The 24995-nt window shown below is 42.2% G+C and carries 21 protein-coding genes and 2 pseudogenes; 17 read left to right on the forward strand and 6 right to left on the reverse strand.

Going from position 1 to position 24995, the window contains the following annotated elements:
• Nucleotides 1–849: 849 nt before the first annotated feature.
• The 4 genes from JCM16418_RS21645 to JCM16418_RS21660 all read right to left on the reverse strand — a co-directional run bounded on the left by JCM16418_RS21645 (nucleotide 850) and on the right by JCM16418_RS21660 (nucleotide 2978).
• On the reverse strand, nucleotides 850–1131 hold the full coding sequence (locus tag JCM16418_RS21645) for a YxcD family protein (protein WP_036653196.1): 282 nt from the start codon (nucleotides 1129–1131) through the stop codon (nucleotides 850–852).
• A gap of 6 nt (nucleotides 1132–1137) precedes the next feature.
• The gene (locus tag JCM16418_RS21650; RefSeq protein WP_036653154.1) at nucleotides 1138–1590 is read right to left on the reverse strand and encodes a membrane protein; all 453 of its coding nucleotides are present in this window, start codon (nucleotides 1588–1590) and stop codon (nucleotides 1138–1140) included.
• 109 nt (nucleotides 1591–1699) lie between these two features.
• Nucleotides 1700–2260: a PadR family transcriptional regulator gene (locus JCM16418_RS21655; protein ID WP_036653158.1), complete on the reverse strand. Its 561-nt coding sequence runs from the start codon at nucleotides 2258–2260 to the stop codon at nucleotides 1700–1702.
• A gap of 139 nt (nucleotides 2261–2399) precedes the next feature.
• Nucleotides 2400–2978, reverse strand: a complete 579-nt coding sequence (locus JCM16418_RS21660) for a beta-class carbonic anhydrase (RefSeq protein WP_036653160.1) — start codon at nucleotides 2976–2978, stop codon at nucleotides 2400–2402.
• 129 nt (nucleotides 2979–3107) lie between these two features.
• Here JCM16418_RS21660 and JCM16418_RS21665 point away from each other — a divergent pair, with 129 nt between their 5' ends.
• The 17 genes and pseudogenes from JCM16418_RS21665 (at nucleotide 3108) to JCM16418_RS21750 (ending at nucleotide 23744) form a co-directional block, all read left to right on the forward strand.
• On the forward strand, nucleotides 3108–4625 hold the full coding sequence (locus JCM16418_RS21665) for a carboxypeptidase M32 (RefSeq protein ID WP_036653162.1): 1518 nt from the start codon (nucleotides 3108–3110) through the stop codon (nucleotides 4623–4625).
• 195 nt (nucleotides 4626–4820) lie between these two features.
• Nucleotides 4821–5831 (forward strand): ABC transporter substrate-binding protein, encoded by a 1011-nt coding sequence (locus tag JCM16418_RS21670; RefSeq protein WP_036653164.1) that lies wholly within the window; start codon nucleotides 4821–4823, stop codon nucleotides 5829–5831.
• Nucleotides 5832–5861: 30 nt separating this feature from the next.
• Nucleotides 5862–6638: an ABC transporter ATP-binding protein gene (locus tag JCM16418_RS21675; protein WP_036653166.1), complete on the forward strand. Its 777-nt coding sequence runs from the start codon at nucleotides 5862–5864 to the stop codon at nucleotides 6636–6638.
• A gap of 16 nt (nucleotides 6639–6654) precedes the next feature.
• A complete protein-coding gene (locus JCM16418_RS21680; RefSeq protein ID WP_081765536.1) occupies nucleotides 6655–7500 on the forward strand; it encodes an ABC transporter permease in 846 nt (281 codons plus the stop codon).
• A 132-nt stretch (nucleotides 7501–7632) separates the two neighbouring features.
• Nucleotides 7633–8607, forward strand: coding sequence for an aromatic acid exporter family protein (locus JCM16418_RS21685; protein WP_036653168.1), 975 nt, complete (start codon nucleotides 7633–7635; stop codon nucleotides 8605–8607).
• 180 nt (nucleotides 8608–8787) lie between these two features.
• Entirely contained in the window at nucleotides 8788–9351 is a 564-nt protein-coding gene (locus tag JCM16418_RS21690) for an outer spore coat protein CotE (RefSeq protein WP_036653170.1), read from the forward strand.
• A gap of 107 nt (nucleotides 9352–9458) precedes the next feature.
• Nucleotides 9459–10805 carry a putative amidoligase domain-containing protein gene (locus JCM16418_RS21695; protein WP_052020658.1) on the forward strand — a complete coding sequence of 449 codons (1347 nt, stop codon included), beginning with the start codon at nucleotides 9459–9461 and terminating at the stop codon, nucleotides 10803–10805.
• Nucleotides 10784–13471: a DNA mismatch repair protein MutS gene (gene mutS / locus JCM16418_RS21700; protein ID WP_036653173.1), complete on the forward strand. Its 2688-nt coding sequence runs from the start codon at nucleotides 10784–10786 to the stop codon at nucleotides 13469–13471. The genes JCM16418_RS21695 and mutS overlap by 22 nt, the downstream gene beginning before the upstream one ends.
• 41 nt (nucleotides 13472–13512) lie before the next feature.
• Nucleotides 13513–15530, forward strand: a pseudogene (mutL, locus tag JCM16418_RS24450) (DNA mismatch repair endonuclease MutL).
• A gap of 71 nt (nucleotides 15531–15601) precedes the next feature.
• Nucleotides 15602–16390, forward strand: coding sequence for a class I SAM-dependent methyltransferase (locus JCM16418_RS21715; protein ID WP_036653178.1), 789 nt, complete (start codon nucleotides 15602–15604; stop codon nucleotides 16388–16390).
• A 4-nt stretch (nucleotides 16391–16394) separates the two neighbouring features.
• A pseudogene (gene miaA / locus JCM16418_RS21720) lies at nucleotides 16395–17365 on the forward strand (tRNA (adenosine(37)-N6)-dimethylallyltransferase MiaA).
• A 19-nt stretch (nucleotides 17366–17384) separates the two neighbouring features.
• Complete coding sequence (gene hfq, locus JCM16418_RS21725) at nucleotides 17385–17624, forward strand: RNA chaperone Hfq (protein WP_036653180.1); 240 nt, start codon at nucleotides 17385–17387, stop codon at nucleotides 17622–17624.
• A gap of 178 nt (nucleotides 17625–17802) precedes the next feature.
• A complete protein-coding gene (locus JCM16418_RS21730) occupies nucleotides 17803–20553 on the forward strand; it encodes a transglycosylase domain-containing protein (protein ID WP_036653182.1) in 2751 nt (916 codons plus the stop codon).
• A 123-nt stretch (nucleotides 20554–20676) separates the two neighbouring features.
• On the forward strand, nucleotides 20677–21234 hold the full coding sequence (locus tag JCM16418_RS21735; RefSeq protein ID WP_036653184.1) for a ribonuclease FAU-1 family protein: 558 nt from the start codon (nucleotides 20677–20679) through the stop codon (nucleotides 21232–21234).
• A complete protein-coding gene (locus tag JCM16418_RS21740; protein ID WP_052020660.1) occupies nucleotides 21231–21878 on the forward strand; it encodes a YdcF family protein in 648 nt (215 codons plus the stop codon). Before JCM16418_RS21735 ends, JCM16418_RS21740 begins: the two co-directional genes overlap by 4 nt.
• 508 nt (nucleotides 21879–22386) lie before the next feature.
• A complete protein-coding gene (locus JCM16418_RS24000; RefSeq protein ID WP_052020663.1) occupies nucleotides 22387–23499 on the forward strand; it encodes a CdiA C-terminal domain-containing protein in 1113 nt (370 codons plus the stop codon).
• Nucleotides 23499–23744 carry a DUF8617 domain-containing protein gene (locus JCM16418_RS21750; protein ID WP_036653186.1) on the forward strand — a complete coding sequence of 82 codons (246 nt, stop codon included), beginning with the start codon at nucleotides 23499–23501 and terminating at the stop codon, nucleotides 23742–23744. The genes JCM16418_RS24000 and JCM16418_RS21750 overlap by 1 nt, the downstream gene beginning before the upstream one ends.
• 215 nt (nucleotides 23745–23959) lie before the next feature.
• Here JCM16418_RS21750 and JCM16418_RS26140 read toward each other — a convergent pair whose 3' ends face one another.
• Together JCM16418_RS26140 and JCM16418_RS26145 are read right to left on the reverse strand one after the other, a co-directional pair.
• Nucleotides 23960–24109 carry a hypothetical protein gene (locus tag JCM16418_RS26140; protein ID WP_242403942.1) on the reverse strand — a complete coding sequence of 50 codons (150 nt, stop codon included), beginning with the start codon at nucleotides 24107–24109 and terminating at the stop codon, nucleotides 23960–23962.
• Between the two features lie 43 nt (nucleotides 24110–24152).
• Complete coding sequence (locus JCM16418_RS26145; protein WP_052020665.1) at nucleotides 24153–24596, reverse strand: zinc ribbon domain-containing protein; 444 nt, start codon at nucleotides 24594–24596, stop codon at nucleotides 24153–24155.
• Between the last annotated feature and the right edge of the window lie 399 nt (nucleotides 24597–24995).

Genomic DNA, 24995 nt, shown 5'->3' on the forward strand with positions numbered 1-24995 from the left:
AAAGTGTAATAAATTCCGTCCAACTTTTTTGTAACATTATTTTTTGCAGGAAAGCAGAGCAGATATATGGACGAGTAGATGATTTTAGGGAGTTGTGGAGCGCTTCCAGAGACGAGTGAAGAGAAGAATACGGCAATGAAGAAGCTATTAAAGCGGTTTGTATACATTGGGAAGGGTATGGGGTAGAGTTTACTGTTTGGTATAATAAGAAACATCTTTCTCGCTAAACTATACGGAGACACAGTGTGAATCAAGTCGGGCTATTCGTTATAGGCCAGAGTAATTAATTAAATGAGGGAATTAAATGAGCCTTGGTTTTCAGTATAAGAAATTGTTCGGGATAATCATTAGTAGAGTTGATGTTCATCCGAACAATCTCAAGCTACTGATTATATTAAGAGCGGAGTTATTCAAAATACCGTTATAAATAAATTATAACAGGTCTGAATTTTGGATAAGGTTCCAGAAAAACAATATGCAGCGGGCATGATCTTAGAGCATAGGGAGCAACAATAACGTAGACAAAGCGGACAAGGCATTTCCGGTTGCTGTAATCAAGAAAGGGAAATAAAACAATCTGAATGGCAGTGAATAAAAATTACGCTGTGGTCAATGGGAAGCAAACGCCACTCCGTATTCCTACGGTTCTCATTGACAATCGCTTGTGGGTCGACCAAGGAGTGTTAAGCTTACTTAAAAAATAGTGCTTGGTAATCGTGAATGCTAATTCTAATTTTGCTCCTGCTTCGGTATAACATTATTCTACATGCGTCATATTATTTGAAAGCAACACAACAAAAAAGGAGAGCATCCACAGATGCTCTCCCTTTCTTTTACAAACGATACATTCTACTCAACGTCCACTCGTGCTGTAATCTCTTCATCCAGCTCAAGTGTCACTTGCTCTCGGTATGCACGAACCTCATATTCACTTTGCAGATAGCGGAGGATCGCTTCAATCAAGTTGGCTTCCACCAGAAACTGGCTTCTTCCTTGAGCCCATACTTCGGCGCTATAGCCAGTGTCTTCCTCCCAGCTAAGCTCTACCTGCACATCGGTCGGGCGAATTTGTTTGCGCTCGGCAATGTGTAGACAAATCGCGTTTATGATTTCATCCATGGTGAGAATGATCATATGTTAGTACCGGTCATTCCGAGAATCGGATGGCTTGCGTCTGTTCTTGTATGCTCTATATCCTGCGCGAATCACAGAGAAGAGAACGTAGATCGCTAATACGTTAATCAATAGTCCAAAGATGTTACCCAAAAAGCCCATGTTGCCGAACAAGCCACCAAACAGCATACCAGCTAGTCCACCAATCATAAGACCTCTCATGAGGCCGCCGCCGCTAAAGAATCCACGTTTAGCTGTTGAACCATTTGCGCCCACTTTGTTTGTATTGGTATTGGTGCTCTTTTTATAATCATTGTTCGTCGATTTCTTTGGCGTGTTGGTGTACGAGCTTTTTGGAGATTTAAATCCGCCGCCCCCTACACGTCCTCTAGCATCCATATTCTGTGGTGTGGATACTGCAAAGAAAAAAGTAACTGCCATTAAGACAAGTATCCATTTTTTAGCGAAGTTTTTCATATTGTACAAAATGCCCCCTCGAAGTTTCTTGTTGATTTTTTTTAATAATATACTTTACGTATTGAACCTCTTTAGGTTTCAATTATTTACGGAATGAATGAAAATGGCATTATGACGAATATAACGTCGGTGGTTCAATGGATGCCTGTTCTCTTAACATGGTCAAAACCCACTTACACCATTCAAGTCCAGCCGAAGCATTAAACATTCCTTTTTGAATGAGCATGTAGTCATAGAACTCTTTATTACCGAACTGACGCTTCTCATCAGGTATCTTATCCTTCAATGCCTCAAATGCTTCGAGTCTTCTTACGAAATAAGCTTTTCGCGTTTCAATAATTTCGATGGCGTTATCTCGGTCTGTCATCCACATGCAGAACGTTCTCATGGACAACTCGTCGCGAGTGACAGGATCAGGAAGTGTTTTGTACATCCATTCTTTTAATTTACGTGTACCTTGTTCCGTTAGGGTGTATATTTTTTTGTCGGGTTTATCAAACTGTTTGATCCAATAGGATGACAATAATTCTTTTTCTTCCATAATAGACAAGAGAGGGTAGATTTGACTGTGTTTGGCCTGCCAGAAGGGCTGGATTCTGAGCATAAGATCGTAACCGGAAGAGGGTTCTCTGGCTAGAAAAGCCAGTAGACCATAGGATAACGTGTTCATGACGATATATCTCCTATACGTTTGGAATGCTAACACAAAAAGTCTACACTTAAACTGTATGGTTTGGCAACAAAACAGATCATTATGCACAAAAAAAGACACGGTTCATTAAAGAACCGTGCCTTGTAAGAGGAAAGTATTAAGTTGATGGATGGTTCACATCATATCCTTCAACAGCTAATTCTAGCGCTCCTGTATTAGGATCAATCACCAAACCGTGAACAGGTATGCTAGAAGGTAGTAGGGGATGATTCTTAATGAGATTTACCGTTCCGATAACGCCTTCTTTAACATTATCAAATCCGCGAAGCCAATTGTTAAGGTTGATGCCGGAATGCTCTAATGTAGATAGAACCTCTTCTGAAATACCGCGTTTACGGATTTCTCCAATCATATGGTCAGCGTTTAGAGCGGCCATCCCGCAGTCTAAATGTCCTACGACGACAACTTCGTCTGCATTTAGTTCATAAATCGCTACGAGAACACTTCTCATAACACTTCCGAAAGGTTGTGAAATGATGGCGCCTGCATTTTTAATAATTTTCACATCACCATTTTTAAAATTCATTGCTTTCGGCAGCAGTTCAACTAATCGGGTATCCATACATGTAATAACAACGAGTCTCTTCTCTGGAAATTTACTCGTTAAATACTTCTCATATTCCTTTTCCTCAACAAATGACTGGTTGTACTCCAAAATTTCAGATAAATGACTCAAGCTGAAACAGCTCCCTTCGATATATTACGAGATTAGATATGTAACTATTGTATTAATTATTGATTATACTGAACGCAAAAAGTATCATCAAGAGGGTTGTATAAAATTATACGTGAGGTGAGTCATATAATGGAAGATCAAGTGAAGCGTAATTGGGATCAATTTCTAGAATTGATTCGTAAAATTGGTGGATATAACGAAGCGGTTGCATTAATGCATTGGGATCTTAGAACAGGGGCGCCTCGCAAAGGTGTAGAGCTTCGTTCGGAGACGCTCGGTATGTTATCTACGGAAATGTTCAAGCTCAGCATCTCTGAAGAAATGGGAAATTTCATTGAAGAATTCAGCAAACCAGAAATTAATGAGCAGTTAGATCAGGTATCTCGTACTATTGTGGCTGAATGTAAGAAGGAATATGACCATAACCGTAAAATTCCAGCAGATAAATTTAAAGAATTTGCAGTATTAAGTGCTCATGCACAAACGCTTTGGGAGGAAGCTAAAGAAAATAGTGATTTCGTTTCCTTTGAGCCTTCCCTCAGCAAACTTATTGTCTTATTAAAGGAATTTATTGGATACTGGGGCGAGAAGGATACTCGTTACGATACACTAGTTGATCAGTACGAGCCCGACATGACCGTAGCGAAGCTAGATGCGATATTCAGCAGACTACGAGATCGCCTTGTGCCACTGGTTAAGAAAATTGAAGCGTCTGAGCATAAGCCAGAAACGGCTTTCTTGGATCAACTATTTGAGCAAGAGCAGCAAGAGAAATTCGGCAAATTTATTTTGGAGCAAATGGGCTATGACTTTGAAGCAGGTCGCTTGGACGAAAGCGTACATCCATTTATGATTGGTCTGAACCCACGTGATGTGCGGATTACCACACATTATCTGCAAGATGATGTGACAAGCGCTGTATTCAGCTCTTTACATGAAGGCGGACATGCTCTATATGAACAAAATATTGACACTTCTCTAGCGGGAACACCACTTGCAACGGGTACCTCGATGGGCATTCATGAATCACAGTCTCGTCTCTGGGAAAATATGATTGGACGTAGTCGCGCATTTTGGGAGCGCTATTATGTTGATTTGCAGAAGCATTTTCCTCAGCAGCTTGCGAATGTGGAGCTTGAGGACTTCTACCGCGCAATTAATCGCGTTGAAAACTCCTTGATCCGTATTGAAGCTGATGAATTAACTTATAATCTTCACATCATCATCCGTTATGAAATTGAGAAGATGTTGTTTAACGAAGGTCTTGAAGTGAAGGACTTACCTAGAGTATGGAATGAGAAGTACGAGGAATATCTCGGCCTGACACCTCCTAATGACGGCGTAGGTGTACTGCAAGATGTGCATTGGTCTGGGGGAGACTTCGGTTATTTTGCATCCTATTCACTCGGTAACATGTACTCTGCACAGATTCTACATACGCTGCGCAAAGAGATGCCGCAAATGGATGAGTATATTGCTGCAGGGAATCTGGCTCCAATTAAAGAGTGGCTCACAGATAAGATTTATCGCTTTGGTAAATCCGTGACTCCTGCTGAGTTGATCTTAAGAGTAACGGGTGAAGAGCTAACGCCTGACTATCTTGCGGATTATCTGGAAGAGAAGTATACGGAAATTTACAAGTTGTAATTTAAAATTAGTTTCTAAATTATTGTAAATTATTAAGAGATGAATACTGATAGATCCAGAAACTCCTGAATATGTGGATAGCGAAGAAGCGATTCTTCCTTTTCATACATCAGGAGTTTTTTTGGTGTCTCTTTAACCCTTTTGTAGGCAGGTGAATAGGATACGACATAGCATACAAGGGATGGAGGCAATAGGATGTGGAATAACAAACGTTTCTTAGGGTTTGCACTAGCTACGGTTCTCTTGCTCGGGGTAGCACTTACGGGGTGCTCAGATAGCAAAGGGGACATCAAAGTCAAAGTGGGCGAAGTAACACGGTCGGTATTTTACGCTCCGGAATACGTAGCGCTGGAGAAAGGCTTTTTTAAAGAAGAGGGTCTGGATGTAGATCTGCAAACCATAGCTGGCGGTGACAAGACAATGACTGCGCTTCTTTCGGGAGCGATTGATGTGGCATTGGTTGGGTCGGAGACCTCCATTTACGTGTATCAGCAAGGAACGGATGATCCTGTCATTAACTTCGCGCAGCTCACACAAACGGACGGAACATTTCTTGTGGCTCGCGATAAAACGGATAACTTTGACTGGAATCAGTTGAAGGGCAAGGACTTCCTAGGACAGCGCAAGGGCGGTATGCCGCAAATGGCCGGGGAATTCACGTTGAAGAAGCATGGCATTCATCCGCAGCAAGATCTCAAATTGATTCAAAATGTTGATTTTGCCAATATTGCACCTGCTTTTGTATCGGGAACTGGGCAGTATGTGCAATTGTTTGAGCCGCAAGCCTCTATTTTTGAAAAAGAAGGTAAAGGCCATGTTGTCGCATCATTTGGTGTGGAGAGCGGGCCTTTGCCTTACACCGTGTTCATGAGTAAGCAAAGCTACATCAAGAAGAATGCGGATACGGTTCAGAAATTTACGAATGCGCTGCAAAAAGCACAGATTTGGGTAGCTCAGCACAAGCCTGAAGAAATTGCAGATGCGATCCTTCCTTATTTTAAAAATACAGAACGCGATATTATCGTATCTGCCGTAAAACGTTATCAGGCACAAGGCACCTACGCTCCAGATGCGGTACTGGATGATGCTGAATGGAATAACCTGCTGAACGTCATGACTCAAGCTGGTGAATTGAAGAAAACCGTGCCACTCTCGGCGATCGTGGATAATCAATTTGCTGACAAGGCCAAAGCGACAGTCAAATAAAATTGAAATCATGCCAAAGGGGGTGAGTGTATGGTGCCGGTCGTTGAACTGAAACAATTAACTCATGTCTATGTAAGTGATCGTAAAGCATCACTAGCTGTGGAAGGACTGGATCTAGCAATCTATCCTGGCGAATTCGTGAGTCTAGTGGGCCCAAGCGGATGTGGTAAAACAACGATTCTGTCTATGATTGCCGGCCTGCTCACACCGACGCAAGGCGAGGTATTGATTCAAGGACAGAGCGTTGCAGGACCTACACCGGAAGTAGGCTATATGCTACAGCAGGACTATTTGTTTCCTTGGCGCACGATACTCCAGAATGCCTTGATTGGCCTTGAATTGACTAAAAGGCTCACGGAGGACAATAGACAACGAACGATTTCATTACTGGAGGAGATGGGGCTTGAGGGCACGCAGGACGGATACCCAAGTCAACTCTCAGGCGGGATGCGCCAGCGGGTAGCTCTTGTGCGTACACTCGCGACAGATCCAGATCTTCTACTTCTGGATGAGCCATTCTCTGCACTGGATTATCAAACGAAGCTACAACTGGAAGACCTAATCGCGGGTACACTTCGGCAAAAAGAAAAAACAGCCGTGCTGGTGACGCATGACTTGTCTGAGGCCATTGCAGTAAGTGATCGAGTTATTCTGCTAGCCAGCCATCCTGGGCGTATCAAACGAACCTTTGACATACCCGAGCATATTAGGCAGGCACAGCCTTTGCTAGCTCGTGAACAGGAAGGGTTTAATGAACTGTTTCATGAGGTTTGGCGCGAAATGGAATCCTCGGAGCATGCTGATTAAGGAGGGAGCTTGTACAATGATTCAGCACAAATCAGATGAGTTGCTTCCTTCTCAGCATCAGAGCCACAAGCTTCTGGAGGAGCTTCACACCACATATTTGAAACGTCAGCGCAAGCATCGTAGTCATGTTTTTAGCGTACAGATGGCATTGCTTGTCGTATTCTTTGCCCTATGGGAAGTAGCGGGCAGGCTGAAATGGATCGATGTGCTGCTATTCAGTTATCCCTCGAAAGTATTTGCCCAGATATGGAGAGATATGATCAGCGGTGAGCTGTGGGGGCATTTAGGTGTGACCGTAGGGGAAACGATCGTTGGATTTATACTAGGGACATTGTTTGGAACATTACTTGCTGTAGTGATCTGGTGGTCGCCATTTTTGTCTAAGGTGCTTGATCCTTACCTCGTTGTCTTCAACAGTATGCCGAAGGTTGCGTTAGGTCCCATCTTTATTGTAATGTTCGGCGCGGGCTTCACGGCTATTGTCGTTACGACTTTGTCCATTACGGTCATTATTACGACGCTTGTTGTGTATAACAGCTTTAATGAGGTAGATCCGAATTTGGTGAAAGTTGTGAGGACCTTTGGCGGTTCAAGGTCACAAATGTTTCGTAAAGTCATTCTCCCTGCATCTTTTCCAGCAATTATATCTACACTGAAGGTGAATGTAGGAATGGCTTGGGTGGGTGTCATTGTCGGTGAATTTCTTGTCGCTAAAATGGGCCTCGGCTACTTGATCATATATGGATTTCAGGTATTTAATTTTACACTTGTACTATCTAGTCTACTTATTATTGCAGTAGTAGCTACAGCCATGTACAAACTCGTTGTCTATCTTGAACGAAAATTACTGAAACATCGTTAGTCTATTTAACAGTGAGTATATGTTTTCGGTAATGGACACCGCCGCGTGACTCATCATATTGTGTCTGTCCCTGAAATCAAGTACCATGGATACACGTCAAACGTAGAGTAATTTGAGAAAGAGGCGTTATCCATGGGTTTTCGAGTGATTAAGACGGCTGTCGCGACGATTATGGCTGTTACAGTTGCAGATGTAGTTGGAGTAAGTGGACCACTATCGGCTGGACTACTTGCCATATTGGGTGTTGATGTGACTCGCAAGCGCAGCTTGCGGACCGTTTCTGCACGTTTTTTTGCTTCGTTACTGGGGCTTCTCGTTGCATGTGTCTTATTTGCATTATTTGGTTTTCATTATTGGGTACTGCCCCTTTATATCCTCGTTGCTTTTCCAACGATTACACGTGCTAGGTTCAAGGAAGGCATCGTCACGAGTTCCGTTGTTGTGTTCCGCGTGTTTGGAAGCGGGAATTTGGAATTTCACACATTGTGGACACAAGTTGAATTGTTAGTCATCGGTCTTGGTTCAGCGATGATCGTGAATCTTGCCTACATGCCTAAGACTTCAGAGCAAATGATTCAAATTCGCAAAAGAGTGGACGAGCACTTCTCTGTCATCTTCGCAAAGATTTCTAAAACATTGCATGACCCTTCGTACATATGGGACGGAGCAGAAATAATCGAAGCAAGTAAAGCGATTCAAGATGGATCGACTGCGGCAAATCGTGCGCTTGAGAATCAAATGCTTCATTCGGATGAGGCATGGAATGTCTATTTTTATATGCGAAAAGAACAGCTTGAGTCCATTCAGAATATGCTTCAGCTCGTCTCCGACGTATATCAAAAGCTGCCGCAGGCTGATCTGGTTGCAGAATTGTTCGAGCAATTAAGTCAGGACGTGACCGATGAACATTATACGGGACGAACCGAGAACCTATTGAAGGAGCTAGCGCTTGCTTTTAAAAAGATGGATTTGCCTACTTCGCGAGAAGAGTTTGAGGTTCGTTCGGCCATTCTTCAGCTAAGTCGCGAACTCTCGCTTTATTTGAAAATTGCAAAAGCGAATAAGGCACCTACTTCTGCTAAGGTTCCGCTTCCTTCCCGTGGTTAAAGCCATGAAAAAGAAGACCAACACAATCTACTGAGAGATGTGATGGTCTTCTTTTTATTATTGGATAGCCATATTTTCGGGTGAGAGGAATAATATTTTAATCATTTATGCTCGTTTAATCAACAAATGCCTATGTCCTGCATACACTGAATTGAATGATTGTATGGAGGAGGTTCAAAAATGTCATTAAGTCGTAAACATCAATGTAGAGAGATTATCACGAAAGCGATCTGCGGCAAAGGTCGTAAGTTCTCTACCGTAACACATACCGTGACGCCGCCTCATAATCCGACCAGTATCCTCGGGGCCTGGATTATTAACCATCAGTACGAAGCGGTAGCCGCAGGCGACGGAATAGAAGTTATAGGTACTTACGATATCAACATCTGGTATTCCTATGACAAAAATTCTCAGACGGATGTCGGCAAAGAAACGGTGTCGTATGTAGAACTGGTTCCACTTTCCTATGTGGATCCGAAGCATCGGGCTTCAACAGTGGAGGTCTCTGCGGAGGCAACGCAGGAACCTAGTTGTGTTGAAGCCAGTGTCTCTTCTGGAGGAGGCAACGTCATCATCCGTGTGGAGCGGGAATTTACGGTGGAGTTAATTGCTGAAACGAAGGTTCGAGTTAATGTATGTGCTTATGGGCACGGAGATTACGAGGACAAAGAATTCGAGTTTAGTGGTGATGATGAGGGAGATTACGAGGATCTGGATCCGGACTCCCTGGATGATGAGTTGTAAACTTCGGGGCTGATCTAGAGGTATAGTGTACTATATGCCGTTAACGCGGCGATGAGAGGGCGACTGCCCTCCTTTTTTATTTAATTTTATAAGGAGGGGCGGAAGAGATGAAGTTAGATGCAGTTCAGCAGCAACGCTTTGACTCGTGGACAACAGAAGTTAGACATTCGCGTTTAATTCGGTCTGGCATCATCTCTCTTCTGCTCCATTCTCATTCTCAAGATAAGGCTGCAGGAGCTCATTACCGAAGCCGCTATGCTGTGCAGGTCTACAATCTGCGCGCAATTCATATTGAACGAGTGGAGCGGCAAATGGGTGTGAAAGGCATTCATCCAATGCTTGCTCCAGAACTCAATCTTCCTGAACAGGGAGGTGGTCTGTACAGACAACTGGAAAAAGCGGCTATACGCAGTCTGTATTCGCTTGGACTTGATCAAGGCGAAGTGATTCTAGCTTCATGTGGTGAACGGAAATATGGCGTTGAACAAATTACACCTGTACATCGATTACATAAGCAACAGCTGAAAAGGTTATATGTACAAGCTGAGCAGCAATTACAGAAGGAACAAGCAGGTCTCGAATTGGAAGGAAGTATGCTTCTGTTAGGCATGGACCCTGAATTTATACTTGTAGATCCGAACGCTGGCAATGTTGTACCTGCATCGCTTTTCTTGGAGCGAGATGGTGAAGTTGGCTGCGATGCGGTAAGCGCTGGCGGCATTACAACGTATCCCGTTGCTGAACTTCGCCCTTCACCCAGCGCCACACCGCGCGGTCTGCTTATCGAGCTGATGCACGCTATGAAGCTTGCGGGTCGATTAATCGGAGACCATACATTAATATGGCAAGCAGGAGGAATGCCGAAGCCAGGGCTGCCTCTCGGCGGGCATCTGCACTTCAGCGGAATCCTGTTAACGCCGCCGCTGCTGCGGGCGCTGGATAATTATTTGACGCTGCCTGTTTCATTGCTGGAGGCTCAGAGTAGCCGAGACCGGCGGCCCCGTTACGGATATCTAGGAGATTTCAGAAGGCAACCCCATGGTGGATTCGAATATCGCACACTTCCAAGTTTTCTCGTATCTCCAGCACTTACCAAAGGCATTGTTTATTTGTCCTACCTCATCGTATTGAATCACGCCCAATTGTTGCAACGTCCTTTAGATAACGAACCTATTCACGAGGCTTATTATAGCGGGAAGCGAAAAGCGATTCGAGAGTGCATTAAGCCGCTACTTGAAGAGCTGCGTAGTCTTCCTGAATATGAGCAATATTCATCTTCGATTGAACCATTGCTGAAAGACATGTTAAATGGGAAAGTGTGGAATGAATCACGCGATATTCGCTCGCTATGGAAGATTCCTACTAACGTTGCTTTTGGCTCTTTTATTTCTGGTATAATAGAGCTAAGTAAAAGTCAGGTTGGAGGTAAGTCATGGCCCAGTATACGCCTATGATTGAACAATATTTGAAAGTAAAGGAACAGGCACAAGATGCCTTTCTTTTTTTCCGTCTTGGAGATTTCTATGAAATGTTCTTTGAAGATGCGGTTAAGGCTTCTAGAGAACTTGAGATTACGCTGACCGGCCGAGAGGGCGGGGGCAAGGAACGCATTCCAATGTGCGGAGTACCCTATCATTCAGCAGAGAATTATATTCAACGATTAATTGAAAAAGGTTATAAAGTAGCCATTTGCGAGCAGCTAGAAGATGCATCTGTAACCAAAGGTATGGTAAAACGGGACATCGTCCGCGTTGTAACTCCAGGTACGATTATGGAAGGCAAGAACATTGCCGATAAATCCAATAATTATCTCGTTTGTGTGACGGAAACAGAGCGGATGATGTCTTTGTCTGCATGCGATCTGTCTACAGGAGAACTATATGTGACAAGTATGCCAGCTTCAGTGGAATGGCTTCGCGATGAGATCGGTATTTACGAGCCCGTTGAAATGATCGGTGACGCGTCTATGCTCCAGACGATTCAGAATGAACAATTACAGTGGGGTAAGCCAGTTGTGTATACTCCTCGTGATAAGAAAGACGAGCAATTAGTGCGCACTCAATTCGGTGAAGCCGCTTGGGCAAGGCTTGATCGAGAACGGCAGGACTGCGTCTCTGTACTCATTTCGTATCTGAATGAAACGCAGCGTCGTTCGCTTGGACAGCTCACGCACATTTCGCCATATGATCCAGGTCATTATATGATCCTTGATCCATTTACCCGGCGTAACCTCGAACTCGTCGAAACCGTACGTGACCGTTCGAAGAAAGGTTCTTTGCTATGGTTATTGGACCGGACAGAGACATCTATGGGAGCACGCCTTCTGCGTCGGAGAATTGATAAACCGCTTCTACACCGCAAAGCTGTTGAAGAGCGTCTAGAGGCAGTAGAGCAGCTCTACAATCAATTTATTTTGCGAGAGGATTTAAGAACTTCACTTAAAGAAATCTATGATCTAGAGCGCCTTGTCGCACGGATTGCCTATGGTAATGCGAATGGTAGGGATTTAAATGCGCTTAAAATGTCCCTTTATCAGATTCCGGCATTGCGTGAACTCTGCGCAACATCCTCTTCAGAAACTCTACGTAAATTAGCAGATGAGATGGATGAATGTGTAGATTTATGTGAAGCGATTGATCAGGCCATTACAGATGAGCCGCCTGTGTCTGTAAGGGATGGGGGACTCATTAAGGAAGGTTATCACGAACATCTGGACGAGCTGCGCGAAGCAAGTGTGAACGGTAAACGTTGGATTGCAGAACTCGAAGCACAAGAGCGGCAAGCAACCGGAATTCGTACACTGAAAATTGGTTTTAACAAAGTATTTGGTTATTACATTGAAATTACGAAGGCCAATGTAGCCTCGCTACCTGAAGGTCGCTATGAACGTAAGCAGACGCTGGCGAATGCAGAGCGATATGTAACTCCTGAACTTAAGGAGAAAGAAGCTCTCATCCTGGAAGCTCAAGACAAGATGGTCGATTTAGAGTATATGCTTTTTGCCGAACTGCGGGATAAACTCAGTGCTGAGATATCCAGACTACAGAAACTTGCTGAGAAGGTCGCCGAAATGGACGTATACCAATCCCTTGCGGCGGTTAGCGCTGAACACGGTTTTGTGAAACCTGTATTGACGGACGGTTTTGATTTCGTTGTGGAGTCAGGAAGACACCCAGTTGTCGAGGCCGTCATGAAGGAAAGCTCTTTCATCGCGAACGCGACCACACTTTCCCGAGACGAGGCAAGAATCTTACTGATTACTGGGCCTAATATGGCAGGGAAAAGCACATATATGCGCCAAGTAGCCTTAATCTCGATCATGTCACAAATCGGTTGCTTCGTTCCAGCAACGAAGGCCGAAGTTCCGATGATTGACCGCATTTTCACGCGAATTGGTGCGGCGGATGACCTCATAGGTGGACAGAGTACCTTTATGGTCGAGATGGCAGATATTCAGGTGATGACAGAGAAGGCCACACCTCGTAGTTTGATTATCATCGATGAGCTAGGTCGAGGTACGTCAACAAGTGAGGGCATGGCCATTGCGCAAGCTGTAATTGAGTATGTACATGACACCATTGGTTGTAAAGGTCTTGTATCCACGCATTTTCATGAGCTGGCCCATTTAGAGGATAGTCTAGATGGCTTGAGTAACTATTCGATGGCGGTGCAGGAGAGCGGGGAGAAAGTACATTTTCTACGTAAACTTGTGCCAGGACCTGCTGGGAGTAGCTACGGCGTTTATTGTGCACGCCTTGCAGGGCTTCCATCATCCATTATTGGACGAGCTTACAGCTTGCTACAACATATAGAGCAGCCATTGGAACAAGTTGGCGCAGCTAAAGAACAAAGTCAAGAAACGGAAGTGGTGCAGCTTTCTATATTTGGTGAAGAAGAAGCCCCTAAAATTCGTAAGCATAAGCATGCGGTTTCTAACTCAGCTCCTGATCCAGATGCTGATCCAGCTCAAGGTTCGGCTCCCGTTGTGGTAGCGACCGTTACCAATCCAGCGCTGATCGATTTTGTGGATACGGTTAAGCATGTTGATGTGATGAATATGACACCGCTGCAAGCAATGCAGCTTTTGAATGAATTGAAGATGAAGGCTAGAGAGCTGTAGGAGACAGCAGTCAAGTAGAAAAGAAATAAGGGGATGATGGCATGGCAAAAATTCATATTTTGGACGAGCATATCGCCAATCAGATTGCTGCCGGTGAGGTAGTCGAGCGCCCTGCTTCCGTCGTGAAGGAATTGGTGGAGAACGCAATTGATGCGGGTAGTACGAAGATTGAAGTTACCGTTGAGGAAGGCGGCCTCCAGAGTATCAGGGTGACGGATAACGGCTCAGGTATTGATCCTAATGATTGCACGGCTGCCTTTTACCGCCATGCCACAAGTAAGATCGAGCACAGTAGGGATTTGTTCCATATTACAACGCTTGGGTTTCGAGGAGAGGCGCTTCCGAGTATTGCAGCCGTTGCTAAGGTTGAACTTGTTACCTCTAGTGGAGACGAAGGATTGGGCCATCGAGTTGTGATTGAGGGCGGAAAGCTCATTGCTGATGAGACAATAGCCGCACCTCGGGGAACAGATTTGATCATCCGTGAATTATTTTACAATACCCCGGCTAGGCTGAAATATATGAAAACCATTCAAACAGAGCTCGGACATATTTCAGACTTCATGTACCGAATGGCATTGTCGCATCCCCAAATTGCATTCTCACTGCGTCATAATAGCAATTCATTGCTTCAAACGGTTGGGAATGGGGATCTTTTGCAAGTTATTGCGGCTGTTTATGGAACACAGGCGGCCAAAGCGATGCTGCCTATACAGGCTGAAAATCTGGATTTTCAGCTCCACGGCTACATTAGCCGTCCAGAATGGACACGTTCGAACCGAAATGGTATTTCAACGATGGTGAATGGCAGATACATTCGGAATTTTGGAGTAAACCAAGCAATTCAGAGAGCGTACCATACGCTGCTACCTATTAATCGCTTTCCGCTAGCTGTGTTTGATCTAAGAATGCACCCGTCGCTTGTGGATGTGAACGTGCATCCAGCCAAGCTAGAGGTTCGCTTCAGTAAGGAGCAGGAACTGTATCCTTTTGTTGAGCAAAGTATTTATCAAGTGCTTCGCCAAGAGGTGCTTATACCTCAACCGGTGAAGCAGAGTATTGGGGGTAAAGGAAGCAGTTCCTTTATTCAGGAGCAGTTCCATTTCTCCAAAAATAAAAATGGCAATCCGTTACCGGAAGGATCACTGCCACTGCTTCCATCGGATACTCAAGCGAATGAATCCGCTGAAATGAATGTAGGCTCTGGAACATCTTCTAAGACGGCAAGTGTAGTAGATGCTTCTGCTCCTCCACGGGAGTATAACCAGGATTCGAATGTACCAAGCTCAATACATGGGACAAGCAGAAGTATACATCGCCTCAATCTCAATCTGATTACGCGATGCGGGAGACGGGAGCAACGGGATATGCTTTGCCCGCGCAAGCGGATCGAGATATTCGTTCAGGGAAGCCTTTAAGTCCAGCACAGACACGTAATCTGCTGGCTGCTTCGGGAAGAGAGGCGCCGGAAATTCCTCCTTTTCCTGAACTTACGCTAATTGGACAGCATCATGGCACATATCTAATTGCTCAGAATGCTGAGGGACTATATTTAATCGACCAGCATGCAGCGCATGAGCGGATTAATTATGAATATTTTTATGAACAATTTGGTCAACCAGCAGATGCATCGCAGGAGCTACTGCTGCCGATCACCCTTGAATTTACGCCTTCTGAAGCGCAGCAACTTACGCAGAAGCTTCACTGGTTTGAACAAGTTGGCGTTTATTTGGAGCATTTTGGTGGACAAACGTTCCTTGTACGATCCCATCCTTTTTGGTTCCCTAAGGGAGAGGAAAAGGAAGTACTCGAGGAAATGGCTGAATGGGTTCTAAATGAACGCGTGATTGATTTAGCCAAGCTAAGAGAAAAATCATCGATTCTGTGCTCTTGCAAAGCTTCAATTAAGGCCAATCAGAAATTGACCGATCAAGAGGCACAGACACTGCTTGAACGCCTAGCAGACTGTCGTCAGCCCTATACATGTCCACATGGGCGTCCGATTGTCGTTTCTTTTTCAATATATGATCTTGAAAAATTATTTAAACGTGTGATGTAGTTCGTTCAACTTTGCTCGATATGAATTATGCAACTAGGTTAGGTACTCAAAGATATAGAATGGAGATTCACATGATTATAACGACAGGAAGGGGAGCGGACCCAACGATTGTTAAGCGCGCGGAGGATTTGTCTAGACGCACAAACAATGTATACATTCCGCGAATGAATGGATCGCTTGCAAGATTGGCAGCCAAGCATAAGAATGAAGATGTAATTGTTGTGCTAGAGCAGGGAGCGAGACTGTTTAGATCTGGTCAATTGCCAATGGAATTTCACCCAAGTATGGGTTTTGTTCGCGCTAAAAGGATTCTAAAAGGGGAGTACGATCCAATGCTAGATTCGTCAGGCATAACGCTGGGTAATACGGTATTGGATTGCACCGCAGGGCTTGGAACGGATTCACTTGTTTTTGCAGTAAAAGCGGGACCAAGTGGGTCAGTCACAGCAATAGAAAGTTCTGAGGCATTGTCTGTTCTTCTCATGGAAGGACTTGCTACATACAGTTCAGATAATGCTGAAGTGAATGAGGCTATGCGAAGAATCTCAGTTCGACATGGACATCACCTTGATGTACTGCGCAGTATGCCAGATGCAAGTTTTGATATTGTATATTTCGATCCGATGTTCCGGGAACCTATGTTAGAGTCAGCCTCAATTAGCCCTCTAAGAAGCTTCGCCAATCCAGATGCTCTGAGTGAAGAAAGCATAGCAGAAGCAATTAGGGTTGCACGTAAAACAGTCGTTCTTAAGGAAAAAAGAGGAAGCTCTGAGTTTGCACGCTTGGGCTTTACTTCGGATGAACGCCAATCAAAAATTGCATATGGAGTGATATCTGTTGACAGTGCCAAACACAACTGAGAAGATTTCAAAACCCCAGCTACTCGTACTTATAGGCCCGACAGCGTTGGTAAGACACATATGAGTATTGAAATCGCTAAGCATTTTAATTGTGAAATTATTTCCGGTGATTCGATGCAGGTATATCGTTACATGGACATTGGAACTGCCAAAATTTCCAAAGATGAAATGGAAGGAGTTCCCCATCATTTAATTGATATCCATGATCCAGACGATCCTTATTCAGTTGCTGAATTTCAAGAAGAATGCCGGCGGTTGATCCTTGATATCCATGCACGAGGCAAAATGCCATTTATTGTTGGAGGGACGGGGCTATATGTTGAATCCGTTTGTTATGGGTTTGAGTTTGCAGAGGTTGGTGAAGATACAGCCTTTCGTCAAGAGCAGCAAGCCTTTGCAGATGAGTATGGAGCAGAGGCACTCCATGCAAGGCTACAAGTAGTTGATCCGCCAAGTGCCCAGCGGCTTCATCCGAATGACCAGAGACGAATTATAAGGGCTTTGGAAATCTATCATTTGACAGGTACCCCCTTATCGTCCCAGCTAGAAGGCCAAAAACGGGAGTCTCCCTACGATTTGTGCTTGGTAGGTTTGACAATGGATAGGCAAATGCTATATAAACGTATTGAAGCCCGTATTGATGTGATGATGGAGCAAGGGCTGGTTGATGAGGTTCGTGATCTACTGAACCGAGGTTATGGGCCGGGACTCGTATCCATGCTAGGTTTGGGGTATAAACAAATGATCTCATGTATTCAAGGGGAGGAAACGCTGGAAGAAGCGGTATTTACACTGAAAAGAGATACCCGCAGATTCGCCAAACGCCAACTATCGTGGTTTCGTCATATGAAAGAGATTACGTGGGTGGATGTCTCGGATACGGCAAATTTTTGTGCGAATTTCACACAAATCCGTGATATAATAGCAGGAAAGTTTCTCTCGAATATTGAATATACTTCAAAACAATCTAAATGAATCGTTGGGGGTACGGCTAATGAATAAATCCATTAATATCCAAGATACATTCTTAAACCAACTGCGTAAAGAGAACATTCCAGTTACCATTTTTTTGGTTAACGGATTTCAGATCAGAGGAGCCATTAAGGCATTTGACAACTTTACGGTTGTAGTCGACACAGATGGACGTCAGCAAATGTTGTTCAAACATGCGATATCTACTGTTACACCACAACGTAATGTATCCCTGATGCAGGACACTCAGAACGAAGGTTAGTAAAATAATTTTGAAACTTTTTTGGCATGATTTTCGTTTAAGTCTATAGGTTGATCGGGCAGCTTTGATGCTGCAACATCTTTCTATAGTTATAGGAACCAAACCGGAGCAACCTTTACGGGTTGTTCTTTTATTTCCAACTCTTATACGAAGAACCGAAAGGGAGTCAGGAGGCACCATGGATAATAACAAATTGTCGAGGTCTGATAAAAACAAAGAACAGCCCAAGACAACGAACAAAGCAAAGTCAGTTAAGAAGAAAAAGAAGATATCTAAAAAACGTGTATTTTGGACCTTGTTTTTCACTTGTGCCATAGCCATTTTTTGTGCGCTTGCCGGATATTTATATATTACAATCAATGGTGAACGCCTGTACAAGGCAAATATGGGTAAGATGACTATTCATGAAACATCGAAAGTATATGACCGAAACGGCAAGTTAATGGGTGAGTTGTCTCTGAAGAAGAGTGATCCGATTGACAGCGAAGAAATCCCAAAACTCCTTAAAGATGCATTCGTAGCGACTGAGGATCGTCGTTTCTATGAGCATAATGGGGTCGATTTATGGTCTATTGGACGTGCAGCTGTTAAGGACGTCATTGCAAGATCTAAAGTTGAGGGCGGAAGTACAATTACCCAACAGCTCGCGAAGAACATATTTTTAACACGTGATAAAACCTTCTTCCGCAAAGCGACAGAAGTATCAATAGCCATGGCTATTGAACGTAATAAGAATAAAGATGAAATTATTACCATGTATTTGAACCGAATTCCTTTCGGTGGTCAAATTTATGGAATACAAGAAGCTTCCAAATATTACTTTGGAGTAACAAATTTGAATGATTTGAAAGTTTGGCAGATGGCAACACTCGCTGCCATGCCTAAAGGTCCATCCAAATATAATCCGCTGCGTCATCCAGAAGAATCCATGAAGCGGCGCGCAGTAGTGCTTCAGCTAATGGCTGAGCAAGGATATATTACTGTAGATGAGATGAACAAGGCTAAGGCAGTTGTTTACGATTATGAGCCACCTGCGAAGCAGCAGCGTTACCAGAACTTTATGGATTACGTGATGAGCGAAGCGGAAGCCGTAACCGATTATTCTGAGGATGATTTGAACATCGGCGGATTTAAAATTAATACAACAATGGATGCCAATGCACAGACTGTTCTCGAAAAAGAGTTTGCCGACGCTTCGAATTTTGAGAAGAGCAAAGATGATCAATTAGTTCAAGGTTCGATGGTTATTGTTAATCAAGAGACAGGCGGATTAGTTGCTCTCCTAGGCGGACGAGATTATGAGCGTAAGGGCTATAGCCGAGTGACGAATAGTCGTCGTCAGCCTGGTTCAGCGTTTAAACCCATTGTTTCCTATGCACCCGCACTAGAGACAGGCGATTTTAATATTAATACGCCTTTAAGCAATAAGAAACAATGCTTTGGTAAAAATTATTGTCCGGGTAATTTACACGGATACTCAGACACGATTGACATGACAACCGCTATTCAGAAATCAGAGAACATACCTGCTGTATGGCTCTTGAATGAAATTGGTGTCAATACGGGTTACCAATTTGCTAAGAAGCTGGGGATTGGATTGCAGCCGGAAGACAAGAACCTTTCTATGGCACTTGGTGGTATAAGCAAAGGTACCAATACACTTGAAATGGCCCAGGCTTATAGTGCATTCGCCAATGGCGGCGTTCAGAACAAAGCGTTTGCCATTAAGTCCATTATGGATAGTGATGGTAAAACGGTGTATGAACATAAGAACAACGGTGTTGAGGTTATGAGTAAGAATACCGCGTATCAAATGACTGAAATGATGAAGAAAGTTGTTGAAAGTGGTACAGGGACAAAAGCGAGATTGGACCGTCCTGTTGCAGGTAAAACAGGAACGACGCAAAGTGGTATAACAGGTAACCGTTCGAACCGTGACGTTTGGTTCGTAGGGTATACACCTGAGTTAACTGCAGCGGTGTGGATGGGTTATGATAATCCGGATAAAGACCACATGCTTCATAATAGTAGTCCACTAGCTGCCGCGTTCTGGGGTAAAGTCATGAAACAGGCGCTAGAAGGATATAAGAGTAAGGAATTCATCGTTCCTGAAAATGCTAAGCCAGAGGAAAAAGAACCTGTTCAAGAACAACAACTTAATGTGAGTGGACTCAGTGCTTCCTATAGTACTGAAACTCAAACCGTTACACTTGATTGGAATGGCGCAGAAGGAAATAATATTCAGTACCGTTTATATCGTAAAGAAGCATCAGAAAGTGATTACAAGATGATTCTGGATTCTCTAACAAGTACATCAGCAGAAGATTTAGGTGCTGTCATTGGCTCGACCTATGAATATTATGTTACTGCATATTCGACGGATACTCAGAAGGAATCGCCACCATCTAATACCTTCCAAATTAAAATCGAGGAAGCTGTCATTCCACCAGATGAACAGATTCCAGATGATAATGGAAATGAAGATCAGGGTGATGGCACGGATAATGGTAATAACAACGGTGACAATGGCAGCAATGGTAATGGTTCGGGAGATATAAATAACGGTAACAATGGTAATAACGGTAACGGTAATAACGGCAATGGCAATAACGGTAACAATGGTAATGGCAATAATGGTAATAACGGTAATAATGGTAATAATGGTAATGGGAACAACGGTAGTGGAAATAATAATGGAAATGGTAATAATGGCGGTGGTAGCACTGGTGATGGTAACGGCGGTACTGGTGGAGGCGATTCTGGTACTAATCCACCCGTAGATAACGGTGGGGGTACAGGTGAAGGAACCACACCTCCCGTAGAGGGAACGACGAATGGTTCGACATCAGGTACTGGAACCGATGCTACTAAGCAACAGAGCACATCTGGTGGTGCTAACACTCCAATAGATCAAGGTAATAACCCATAATGTAAATTTTGTACTCATAATGAAAAAGAAGTCCCATGGGGGCTTCTTTTTTTATGTACATATTTTGAGTGTGTTTCTTAAATGTGGTAAGCTGTATCTACCATATTCGAGAGGGAATTTTCCATGAAACGAAAATTTGGAGATCGCGCAAACTGGCGCCGTATATCTCGTCGCCGTTTTGCTTGCCGCTACGTTGAAAGTGAGAAATTTACGGGATATATAACACTGTATACCATTTATAATCTTAAGGAACCACTCTGGAAAAATTACGGTACTCATACGTATCGTATTGCAGATAAGGGTTATTCCTGGTTGCAGTATTTTCCGAAGAACAGTCATTATATCGTTACAGCTATGTTCGATGAGCGTAATGAAATTATTCAGTGGTATATTGATACATGCAAAACACAAGGTGTCACTGAGCAAGGAGTTCCTTGGTTCGATGATTTATACTTGGATGTTGTCGTTCTGCGAAATGGCGAGGTTTTTTTGCTGGATGAAGATGAATTAGAAGAAGCATTGTCGCGTGGAGATATAACGCAGGATGATTACAACCTTGCGGTTAAGACTGCAAAGCAATTGCTTGCAGATATTAATTCACACCACTTCTCTTATTTCCTGATGTCATTAGATCATCGAAAGAGGTTATTTGAGAATGGTGATTTTCGGAGGAAATCATGAGTGTTTCAAGAGCGAGGCTAGTTTCCGGAAGTGAACGAACACGCTCAGTCTGGAAAAAGTGGGCATTGACGATCATCGTCATTGGTTTAATTGGGCTCATGTGGTGTGGATATGTTTGGTTGAAAATCCGTGATACTACAAGTACAAGTATGAATACCGTCAGTGATGTGGGTATCGTACTAGGTGCATCCATGTGGGGAGATTCCCCTAGCCCTGGTCTTAAGGAGCGATTGGATCATGGCCTTAAACTATATAAAGAAGGTAAATTCCATACGTTTATCGTAAGTGGTGGGTTGGATCAACCGAGCTATAAGTATACTGAGGCTGAAGGAATGCGGAATTATTTACTGCAGCATGGCGTGCCTGATGCAAACATTGTACTTGAGAATAAGGCCAGAGATACATATCAAAATTTGTTGTACAGTCAGAGAATTATGGAGCAGCGAGACTGGCGAACTGCAATCATCATTACTCATACTTATCATGGAATGCGAAGCTTAGAGATCGCAACATTTTTGAAGTATAATCATCCAACTCTTGGTGTAACGGATTCAACCGTCCTTCCCATGTCAAAACATCAAACTCGAGAGGTTCTGGCCTATACCAAATGGAAATTGAATGAGATATTGTTATGGCTTGGATAGAAATCAATTGAAACTGCTAATATAGCCTTATCCACTAGAATACATTGAGTAGAGAATTACATCTCTAAGGTGGATGAGGTGATGGAGATATGAACGGACGTCTTGCGGCCGTGAATAGTCGATTTGGGCTAACATGTTTGCGATCGAGCTGATAACAAAATTATAGAAGCCTACGATACTATCAATGGTACAGATGGAGAATTGAAGAATGTATACTATAAAGTAGAAGATATAGATTTTCGAGAGCCAGCTACTTTAAAAATATTTGAAAAAGGCGATCCTGAAAAATTCTCTGAATATAAAATATCTTTTGAGGATTATGTAAAATAGAATTTTTTGTATGATTCGAGAATTAGCTTTTTGATAAAAGATTAATTACATACAGAGACAAACATATTATTTAAAATATCTTGTTGCTAACAACAAGATTAAATGAAATTTATCATATGTTTCCTATTATTGGGATTGTGGTAATACATCATAATTAACTCCGCACAAAGGAGGAATTATGACTAGAATTATAGTATCTCCAGATCAATTACTTACTGTTGCAAATCAGTTTGAATGCGCGCGACAAGAAGTGGATAGGATGAGTAATCAATTAAAGCAACAAATACTTTGGCTACAATATAATTGGGATGGTGTTACTCAGCAGAAATTCTATGCCTATTATCAAGAATCTGTTCAAATTATTAATATCTTTGTACCACTTGTTAATTCAATAAAAGAGGAATTAATTCGAAAGTCAATAGAATTTAGACAAGCCGATGAAACTAAAGAAAGCAATTCATTTTCAGATGAATTGAATCCATTCGAAAAGTCTTTGAATAGTATTAAAGACATTGGAGTAGGTATATATAATGATGCAGTTAAAAGATCAGAGAACAAATTTAATTCTGTTGGCAGCTTTCTAGATTACATAACTTCAGGTATTCCAAAAGGAGTATATCAAGGATATACTGATCGTGCTGGTAAATGGTTAGACTCTCCAAATGATTTCGCTAATTATATGACTTTAGGCATACATGGCATGCTTAGAGAAACAATGTTTCCTGATGACTCTTGGTCTTCGAAACATTGGTCTAATATTTTTGGAACAGCAGGCTTAGTTATTGGAAGCACCTCTTCAGGACTATTTCTGAAAGAACAAAAAAACTTCATAAGATCATTCACAAAAGACGACTTAACTTCTCCAGTAGATGAAAATATTCATAAACAGAAAGAATACAACTCAGGACGTTTCATAGGTAACATTGAGGAACTAAAACCTGCAGAAAGAAAAGTGGCCGAAGAATTGATTTTCGAAGGAAGAACAGTTGAAAGAATACAAGAATCTACAGCTCATGGCGAAAAGACACCTGATTTTAGAATTGATGGTAAGACAACAGAGCTCAAGTCTTTACAAAATCCTAATGTGAATACTGGCGTTGGCAGAATTAAAGATGGATTTAAACAACATGCTGAAATAGTGATAATAGATGGTAGAGACGCTGGATTAACCATGGAGCAGGCCTCTCAGATTATAGAACGAGCGAAAGGAACCTATAATGACAAACGATTGCCGGGCAAAGTGCAAATCTGGACTAATGAAGGAAAAATAAATAGTGAGGAGAAATCATAATGGCGAAATTTATATGTAAATGTGGCAATCAATTGTCCACCGTAGAGGCTCCTAATGATGTACAGCTTTATGTTTACAGTGATAGAGAATGGGATAATATTATAAATTTAGGTGACCTGATAGATCCACTAACTATTCCAGATCCTGCAAATGATGTATGGAGATGTCCTGTTTGTAGAAGGATTTATGTTTTCAATGCTGACAATACAGTAAAAGTCGTTTATAAAATTGAAGATGAAGAATAAATATCAACTAAAGTTTAAGAACTTTTATATTCTCTCTACAACAAAAAAAAGCCTAAGCATTATCGCTTGAGCTCAACAAATATATTCTATATGTTTTCTGATTTTATGTAGTCGTTCATTTTTGCTTCATCAAGATTAGGTAGCAATATTTTAAACTGATTGTAATATTTTGAAATTTGCGAAGATAGTTCATTTGTCTTTTTGTTAAATTCTATCTAACTACCAGTAGGAGAATCCGCTTGATCAGTGTATTGAGTGTAGTACCCATATAGTTCCACCAATGTATCATATGCTTTTTGGAATTCTGCTGGCGGATTATTTAAACTCTTCATCAATTTATCTACTGTCTCTGTATTGTCTCTCACATTTTTTAATATATCTTTTTCTTCTAAGCTTCTCTTTGAAATTTTATAGCCTCATTAAAATCATATGCTTTTTTCCATTTACTTCAATACCATAGTCTGCTTTTATTGCTTTGCTCCAGACTTTGGAGTACAGATTTGTAATATTTTCAGAGATATAAGAATAAGCTACTATCCTTAGTACTGCTTCCGATATATTATTTTGATATGTTTGGATCTCAGCAGCTTCTTGTTTTTTCTGTGTATCATTGTAATACCAATATCCACCACTGATACCCAGTAAAATTACTATAATTAGAGATATTAAGACGGGTTTCTTTTTTGATTTTTTAGTAACAGGCAAATCAAAGGATTTTTTTTCAATTTCAATTGAAGTACTTGTCTCACTATTAGTTATTTCTTCAATTGATATTTCTGGGACTTTTTGACCACACTTATTACAAAAAGTGCTGTCATCTGGTAAATTTTGATTACAATTAATACAATACATAGTTCTAATTTCCCCCAGTTAACAAAGTGAGTAAATTTTACCATAATTTAAAGAGCTGGTATATAATTTTATTTTTTCGGTTTATTTGCTACAATCGTAGGATTTATGTCTATTCTTTTTTTAAGTGAATGGATTTGGCTTGCTATCGTACTAATAATTGTTGGACTAGTTATTTATGTAATTATTCATGAATGGATACAAAAGTTTTTTAGGAATAGAGGCTAAATGTATGGGAATTACAGAAGAAAATAGATATTATTTGCCTATCAACTTGCATGTTGTTGTTCGGTAATTGCATACAATGTTGTACGAGGTGATTTTGTTGAGCGAAAACCTAAGACAAATAACAATCAACGACTCTAGAATGAACATTACATTTAAAAATCAAGATGCACCACA

This window comes from Paenibacillus pini JCM 16418, from assembly GCF_000576305.1.
GTDB lineage: Bacteria > Bacillota > Bacilli > Paenibacillales > Paenibacillaceae > Paenibacillus_AQ > Paenibacillus_AQ pini.